The organism is Chryseobacterium sp. T20, from assembly GCF_047345655.1.
GTDB lineage: Bacteria > Bacteroidota > Bacteroidia > Flavobacteriales > Weeksellaceae > Chryseobacterium.
In genome coordinates, this window is record NZ_JBLFDU010000002.1 from 689,808 (window position 1) to 698,702 (window position 8,895).

The window sequence follows — 8,895 nt, forward strand, 5'->3', positions numbered from 1 at the left end:
ATTATTTTAATTTTGATTGATAAATAAGATCCCAGGCATTTTTCAGATCATATAAATATCGATTCACAGTATCAATACTTCTTTGACCGTAACCTAAACCATTTGGACCATAATAAAATTTAGCTGCTTCAAACCCTGAACGATCCCCATATCTTTCAGATCCAAATTTTATTTCCCATGACAATCCCATTACTTCCTGGAAAAAACCAAACGAACCATGAAAAGGAATGGAATTTTTAGATTGTCTGGTTATTTCACTAAATTGATCTTTAAAAAACTGATCTGCAAATGAATGATTCATTTCATGTCCAAGCGTAAAAGCGAATTTTAATATATTTTCGACATTATTCATATTAATCCAAATTCTTTGATATTCAGTTTTATTGGGGCAACTCCCACCTGTGTTATCGATAAATTCAGCTAGTGTAACTTTATATAAATCATTTAATGAAGGTATTTTGTCAGAATTAACTAGCTTATACCAATCACTAAAACTAGCTTTCATATTGGCAGGATCTTTAAAGCCTGCTGCTTTTAATTGCTCAACCATAGAGAACAAGGCTCCAATATTTCCTCCACCACCAAAATATGATTGGGCAAAGGTAATTGCCTCCAGACTTGTAAACGATAATCCTCCGGAGGATGGTTCACTGTCGGTATACCCAAACCCACCAAAATCAGCAGAAGAACCACCGCTTCCATTAGGAACCTTCTGGTGAGGATTAAAGCTGCCTCCTAACATCTGCCACATATACGAACCTTCTACCAGATGGTTTTCCATTCCTTCGTAAGGGACAGGGACAGCTTTTCTTCCATCTGGATCGATAAAGTTGACAGGGTTATTTAAGGCATAGTTGTAGGGGGTAAACCTTCTTGATGTTTCAGCCAACGGATCAATAACGCCCCATCTACCGATATCAGCCATATACATCCTTGCCCCGTAATCATTCCATCCGGTTTCCTTTTGTAATTCTTTACTGTTATACTGGTAATTGTATGATGGGTTACCTCCCACATTATTATATCCTAAATGTTTTAATCCAAAAGGATAATAGTTGTTTTCTTCAAGAGCTTCTGCGCTGCCATTGGTATTTTTAAAATAGCTGAGGCGTACATTTCCCAAATGGTCTGTATAGCTGTAAATATACCTATTATTTTCAAAGTTATAATAGCCTTCTGAAGTAGGAACAAATTTTAATGTCATAGCCGGCAGAGAACTGCTTACGATATCATCTCCTTCATACTGAAACCCATCAAGATAATCTACAATATTAGCAGCTTCAAACTGCCCCCTTCCTGATCCATACGTATATACTTTCCTTATTTTGGTACCATCTGCGCGGTAGGTATATCTCGTGTTGACATTGTAAAGAACTGAAGTATCATGCGATCTGTATGAAGTGTCAAATTTTACATAATCAGGGAGGTTCAGGAAGTTATAGTCAATCTGCAATACCCCTTTGTCCTTATGGTTGGCCATATTTCCATTGTCATCATAAGAAATCATATTTCCTGATATCTCAGAATAACCATTGTAATTAGTGGATATATCGGTAACTGAATTTAATTTGTTCCCGGTATAATTATAGGTTAGATCATCCATAAGAGCAGCCATTCCTGACATTCCGGTATTTCTCTTAAGCGAAGTGATGTTGCTTCCGGAATCATATTCCACGGTTTCATTATACAACCCATTTTGAGGAGCAGATGCATTAGGTTCAGAATAAATTCCTTTCTTTAGTCTGTTTAAAGCATCATATTGGTAGTTGTACTGCCTTAATACATTATCCGTAGAAGTTTTCCAGGTTACTTCCGTTATATTCCCGTTATATTTTGCCGGAGAATTAGCAGTATTCTGGGGATTGGTATATTTCAGTTCAAACCCGAACAGCTTTGTCCCTAGTTGAGCCGGATCGTTCAGTTTGGTAAGCGTGCCCCGGATATCATAGGTATAATCTATATTTTGCAGATTGTTTCCAACCTTTTTGTTGCTTAGCTGTGAAAGTTCATTGTAAGTGATTTCTGCCAGTAATTCCTGTGGCTGGCTGCCTACCTGGTGCCATTGCTTTTTCAGGCGGTTTTTACTGTCATATTCATAAATCTGGCTGATGATTTTCTCTGTATCAGTATTGACTCTTTTATGGTATGCTTTGGTTTGCTTCATGACGCCTGCAAAATCAAACTCTGTTTCTGTTTTTGTGTATCCGTCAAGGTGATTGATGGAATAAGTACCGATGGCCATGCCTTTGGTATTATAGTAAACATAGTTTTTCGTCCAGTTATTATCCTCAATATTTTTGACAAGGCTAAGAGTAGGGAACCCTTTTGTACTAACAGAACTTACATCAGTGATTACATTTTGTCCCAATATGGTTGCCGGAAAAGCAGGATTGAAACTGTAAGCCGGATAGGTATCATAATAATTGACACTTAAAACGGTAATATTCCCGGTGGGAAAAGCATTCTGAGTATAGAAAACCTGCATTCCGTTTGCGGTAAATGAAGCTGATGTTCTTGATTCATTATTTTCAGCATTTACTGTCACATTGTTGATATTATTCTGCAAAATACCCCGTGAATCTTGACTTGGAAAAAAACCGGAATACAGTACTCTTCCCCATTTATCATACCTGGTGAACAGCCATCCTTTGGCAGAAAAAGTATTGTTCAATGTTCTGAGCTTAGCATCCTGTGTCATAATCACCCTGTCCTGCTGATCATAGATGATGTATTCCCAGCCTTTACCGGGAAGCTTTTTTTCTACCTGTCTCCCCTGGGAATCATAATGATATTGATAACACAGGTTATCCAGCACAGCAGTAGTAAGTGGTGCTGATGCAGACATCCCGGCAGATGCCAGCGGAGGTATAACATAGGCAAGATTTCCAAATTCATCATAGAGATAATAAGTATCTATCGGTTTTGTCCCGTCATTTTTCCTTACCAACAGGGTTTTACTGGAGCCGTTTTTAAACTCTGTGGTAGTATTTCCATCTCCGTCTGTTGCTATGCTCTTTGATAGCTGATTGGGAGCATAATCAGGATTGTAGTTCAGTGTATAAGAAGTCGCATTGTTCAGCCATGATGTAACAACGGTTATTTTTCGGACCTGATCTCCGGAAGCATTGGCGGAAACGGCAAGCTGTAAAGGGTGGGAAGCCCATGCATTTCCTACGGGAATCACCTGTTTTACCTGTCCGGAGATATCATTCTGAAATATTTTTTCGGAATATATTTTCTCTGATCCATATACCGCATTGGCATTGGCAAGCGGAGAGGAATAGATCGCTCCACCTTGTGATCCTGCCTGTGGAACAGGAAGAAAACTTTTCCCCTGCCTGTCATAATTGTCATATTCAATATGCTGAACAATATCCTTTCCGGCAGGAGTTGCTCCAATAGAAATTACCTGTTTATTTCTTCCGAATCCATCTGCATACTGAACTGCCTCACTTTTTTTTGTACAGGTTTCATCCAGGCAGGTTTTGCTGTATATATAGTTTTCTGTATTGCTCAGTGTCTGGGCATTTATAAACAATGCGAACCCTAAGCTTGCTATTGATACTATTCTTTTCATGATCATGAGTTTTTATTGCTTATAGTTATATTGATATGTTTTCAGTATTTTCCCGTCCTGATCCACTACTTTTTCAAGTCTTCCGGCTTTATCATAGCTATACATTTCTTTTGCGCCGTTAGGAGCTGTGACAGAGGTCATCCCTGTGAAGATATCCCATGTATAGGTCGTAATATTGAACTCTTTCAGCGCACTGTTGATCCGTAGGTTTTCTAGAGCTGTTTTAAGATCAGATTCATTTTCAGGGGTTGCAGAATTGGAGGCTATTACTGCATTCTGTACGGCAGGCAAGGAAATGATCTGAGCATATGAAGCTCCCTCTATTTTTGCAATAGGTTGGGTATTGTTATATCCATATACAACAGAGGTTGGAATCCCTTTAGGTGTTTTGGTTTCCACAGGATTTCCATAGCTGTTATAATTACTGAAAATTACTTTCGTCTGTGCTGACTGATTCTGCATTTCATAAGAATTCACAGAAGTTACCTGAAGTGATGCAGGATTATCATATTTGGTCTCTGCTTTACTGACAGCTTTTCCATTTATTTTTATTTCTGTCTCTAAAGGTGCAGAAAGCATACGGGCATTTATCAGTTTGGCATTATTAAGTTCAGAAGAGTATTTGATATTTTTTTCAGTTACTGTTCCGTCCGGAGCTGTGACCTTTGTATAAACAGGCTCAAAATTAATAGGGCTGTAAGATACTTCAGAAGTATTTTCCAATGCTGATCCATCACTGAAAAATGTTTTTGAGATTGTTTTGGCAGACTGGGTCCATGATGATTTACTTGTTGTTCCGTCACATAGGGTATATTCAGGTGCATTATTGATTTCAGTGAGTACATAGTCTGTATTTTCATTTGAAATCAATTGGTTTTGCGTATTATAGACTTCTTTCTTATAGGGTAACCCTCCTGAAACAATGTTATAATGAGGCCTTGTACCAGTCCCTGTAAAATCTTTTGGAGTTTTGAAATAATATTGGGTATATCCAAGATTATTGTTAGAATCTCCATAAATTTCTTTTACATTGTTATATAAGATTACAGAGTTCAGATATTCATATTCCTGGGATTGGCAGGTTTCCAATGTAAAGTAATCTCCACTTGAGTTCCATGCATTATTAAAATCGTTATACTGATAGTTAATACTTTTTTTCAGGGTGTTGTCATCATAATATTTTATTGTTCTTATTCTGGCTGCTACATCTATTTTTTTAGCATTTCTGTATGGAGGAGGATCTGTCTGAATCATTCCAATATGAAAATCTCCATTTCCAAAACCGGTTTTTATTTCTATTGTATAGGTCCCTGGTGTTACCAGGTATCGGTCCGGACTTCCGCTGTTGGTGATTACCGTGCTTCCTTTTTTAATAACATAGGTGATTTGGTAATTATAGGTGTCGGGATTATCATGAATACCAAGAGTGTATTGGTCTTTATAATATACTTCTGAATCTTTGTTTACAAAAACAGCACGTGGGGCATCTATCTGGAAAGTATAAATGCGGCTGGTATTGGTATCAAAAAACATGGAGTTTGAAACAAATCTTTGGATTTCAGGATATTTAATCGTATAGTTATCTGCATCAGAATAATTGACAGCAGTATAAATTTCATTGCCCTCATACTGATAACTGATACGACCTCCCTCTGGCAGTTTCATCTCCGTCAAGGCCCCGGTCATCTGTGGGGACGTACTTGAACTTTCATATTGAAAAGAATAACTTCCGATCGTATGCTGGTCTTTATCAAGTTGGTACAGATTGGTCAGAATTCTTTTTTCTTCTGCCTGATTATTGTTAATTGTTGAATATTCAAATTTATATTTGGACACCTGTCTTCCTGAATTATCAGACAAAGAAATACTTTGTACTTTATTGGGGTCACTGTTTCCATGATCTTCCCAATAAGGTTCATATATATTTTCAAAAGTGATTTTTCCAAAGATACTTGTGACCGTTGTCAGATTACAATTCTGATATTTTACAAATGTTCCGCTATACCTGGTGTCTTTCTGATACACAAGACTTACAATTTCAACATTATTTTCATCAAGAATTTTGCTGAGATAAAAAGCAGATCTGTAATTGGTTTTATAGCCATCTCTTGAAGCAATACTGTAATTATCGTATATATATTTAAATCCTTTATCGTCTGTTATCTTAAACGATTCAAGGATAAGGGTGGCTGTATTGGCAGTTCGGGTAAATTCAATTTTAATATTATTTCCTGAGATATTATTAAGCGTAAAGGTATTGTTGATGGTATCTCTTACAAACTTAAATTTTCCGGAACTTCCCGGTAGATAGTAGTGGTATACATCATCAAAGGCATTCTTCTTATAATCAGGTTTTGAGGTATTATCATACTTTTCATCCACATCACTGTTAATCACTCTGGAAATAATTCCAACTTTTGAAAGTGACCAGCCTAATCCTGCTTCACCAGCTGGCTTTTTTAAGCCCACATTGTATATGTGGTTGCTTAGCCCAAAAGGAATACTAAGATTCTTATTGCTGGTAGGTAAAGTAAGCAACGGTACGGATATTTCCGGTACACCTGTAGCTAACGAAACAGGGGTGTTGGAATAAGAGGTAAAAGAGGAGGCGGAAGGCACCGGAGTTGGTGTACTACCAAAATTCCTTTCTATTTGAGCCTTACCTAATCCATAGATTAAAATAAATAATAATAGTAATTTTTTCATCGCACTTATTTCTTAATCAATTTAGCATTCGCCGTTTTATTGGTATCTGTTTTTATTGTCACCAGATAAGCTCCCTGCACCAAAGCCTGGGTATTAATCTTAGTCACTCTGTTTTTGGTTTTTATACTTTGAAGTTGTCTTCCACTCATATCATACAAAAGAATATCAGCATCTTTAAAATCGAAACCTATTTCTACGTAAGCGTAATCAGAGACTGGGTTTGGATAGATCTTGATATCATATTTTTCAATCAGCTGATCAACCTGTTTGTCTCCTAGTTTTACAATCTTCCAGTTTTCTTTGCCTAGTTCTTCTGCACTGGTTCCGGCAAGAATAATGGAACCATCTCTGTTCAATTTTAAATCTGAAAGTCTTTCTTCTTTTTGTCTGGATTCTCCCTTTACGTGTTTTCGCCACTGCTCATTTCCGTTTTGATCCAAATACAACATCCAGAAAGTTTCATCATCAGTTTGAATTCTTCCTTCTGCCTGAGTGTAACCTCCCAATAGAATTCCTTTAGACTTCTCGCTTCCATCTTCCAGCCTCCCGCTTACTACACTCATTCCCATCAGGATATCTCTGTTTTTGAAATTGTAGGATTTCTGCCACTGTTCATCACCTCTTTCATTGAGAGCAATCAGCCAAAGGTCTGTTCCTTCTTCAATACCTACGGTTTTGTTTCCTGATCTTTCTGATCTGGATTCTCCGCCAATGATAAAACCCGTAGAAGTTAAAGCCAGAGTTCTCAAATGATCATCTCCTTTACCTCCAAAGTTCTTTTCCCATTCTACTTTTCCGTTTTTGTCCAACTTGACAATCCAGTAGTCTCCTTCACCAAAGTTTTCAGTTTGTTTCGAGTTTCGGGATACGGGATTCGGGTTTTGAATGTTTGATGCAGAACCCGCACCTCGCATCCCGGAATCCTTTTCAGAACCCGAAACACGAACCTCGGAACTCCTCGAATAAATCCCCAACAACGCTCCTCCATCTCTCGTTGGAATCATCTTCTCTACTTCGTCTAACCCTTTTCCACCTAAGATTAATTGAGAAAGTTCTTTTCCGTTTTTATCAAGTCTGGTAATCCAGACATCTTTGGAACCATAGCCTTTTGCAGAATTCTGTACATTTCCGGTAACAAAAAATCCTAAATCGGTAGTTTGGATCACCGCTCTGGCTTCTTCATCAGAAGAACTTCCCAACGTTTTCTGCCACAATTCATCTCCAAATTCATTGATTCTGACCAGCCAAATGTCTGAACCGCCTTTGGAATCATCTTTTTTGTCTAATCCTTTTCCTGAATAAGATGTTCCGGTCAAAAGAAATCCTCCATCCTGAGTGGTAACGGTAGCTGACAGATAATCATGGTTCTGTCCTGAGAAATATTTCTCCCAGACTTCTTGCCCCTGTTGATTGAGTTTTACCAAATGAAAATCGTAACCGTTATTCTGCTTACTGCCTGAAGCCTGTTGCTTATTGCTTTGAATAGAGCTTCCTGTGATCAAATATTGCTGATCAATGGTTGTAGTGACCTGGCTTAGAAAATCCTGGGTAGAGGATTGGATGTCTTTCTGCCACATTACTTCCTGAGCAGATACGCCCAGGGCTGTGCATAGAATGAATGCACTGAGAGAGATTTTTTTCATTCCCGTGTTTATTTAAGTTGACATTGTTATTATGGTAGATCATGGTTAGATCGTTTTTTTAAATCTTTATCCGTTTCTGAGAATCAGATCCCTTTTTAGGGTAAAGAATATTTCAAATATAATATTCTTTTGGTGCAAAAAACAGTGTATTTTTTATGCATAAACATCGAACTGAATGTGTACACATGAAGCTGATTTTTAAATATTTAAGAAATGGTTGAAGAATATTCACCAAATGGATGTAACGGAATAAAAATTTCATAGTTATTGTTTTTTTTAGCCATAAGGGCTTGTTGATAAAAACCTGGCAAATTTAACATTTTTTAACATATTTATAACAGTATTACTTTGATTTAATACAAAAATATTTCCCTAAAGCGACAGAAGATGTCGTATTATTGAAAAGCATCTGGTTTTTTATAAATATTTGACTTTTAATAGATCATTATTTTAATAGATCATTATTTGAAGTCGTAATATGAGTAAACCTCTCAATTTTCTACTTACAGGAAAACGTAATTTGTCTTTAAAGTCCTTGTAAATGGCGCTTAGAAATATCTCCAGGCCCTTCCAAAGTCCCTCTAGCCCCTTCACCAAGCCCCTGGAGGGACTTTATGAACGGTCTCCACCCCCTTCATGAAGGGGATATACCCCCTTGGGTAAGGGGGTAGACGGACTTGGATAAGGGGCTCCAACTACCTATATAAGAGGGTAGAGGCCGTTGTCCAAAGGGGTAGAGACGGTTACTATACTATCTGGAGGGTGTTAGGAAGGAAATAAGAGGGGTGATAGATTATTGTAAGAATCATTAGCATTATTCATCTGGCTTCATCAGTGGCTTAGCCACCATTCCTTTGCTCCCTTTAATCATAGACTTATTAATAATAAAGCCTTTGCGTGGTAAGTTTGCAATAAATCATAAAGACTTAATTTTAAGAATAACCTTATTGGAAAAAGGAATAGGAAACA

3 protein-coding genes are annotated in these 8,895 nt (G+C 37.4%); all 3 read right to left on the reverse strand.

Annotated elements, in window-relative coordinates:
• Position 1: 1 nt before the first annotated feature.
• From ACMA47_RS08495 to ACMA47_RS08505, 3 genes are read right to left on the reverse strand one after another with little or no spacing between them, the layout of a single operon-like run.
• Complete coding sequence (locus tag ACMA47_RS08495; RefSeq protein ID WP_413929451.1) at positions 2–3,577, reverse strand: RHS repeat domain-containing protein; 3,576 nt, start codon at positions 3,575–3,577, stop codon at positions 2–4.
• Positions 3,578–3,589: 12 nt separating this feature from the next.
• A complete protein-coding gene (locus ACMA47_RS08500; protein ID WP_413929452.1) occupies positions 3,590–6,283 on the reverse strand; it encodes a hypothetical protein in 2,694 nt (897 codons plus the stop codon).
• 5 nt (positions 6,284–6,288) lie between these two features.
• Entirely contained in the window at positions 6,289–7,926 is a 1,638-nt protein-coding gene (locus ACMA47_RS08505; protein WP_413929453.1) for a T9SS type A sorting domain-containing protein, read from the reverse strand.
• Positions 7,927–8,895: the final 969 nt, after the last annotated feature.

Coding starts and splice junctions, on each gene's coding strand:
- ACMA47_RS08495 (WP_413929451.1), bottom strand. CDS start 3,577: ATGAAAAGAATAGTATCAATAGCAAGCTTAGGGTTCGCATTGTTTATA.
- ACMA47_RS08505 (WP_413929453.1), bottom strand. CDS start 7,926: ATGAAAAAAATCTCTCTCAGTGCATTCATTCTATGCACAGCCCTGGGC.
- ACMA47_RS08500 (WP_413929452.1), bottom strand. CDS start 6,283: ATGAAAAAATTACTATTATTATTTATTTTAATCTATGGATTAGGTAAG.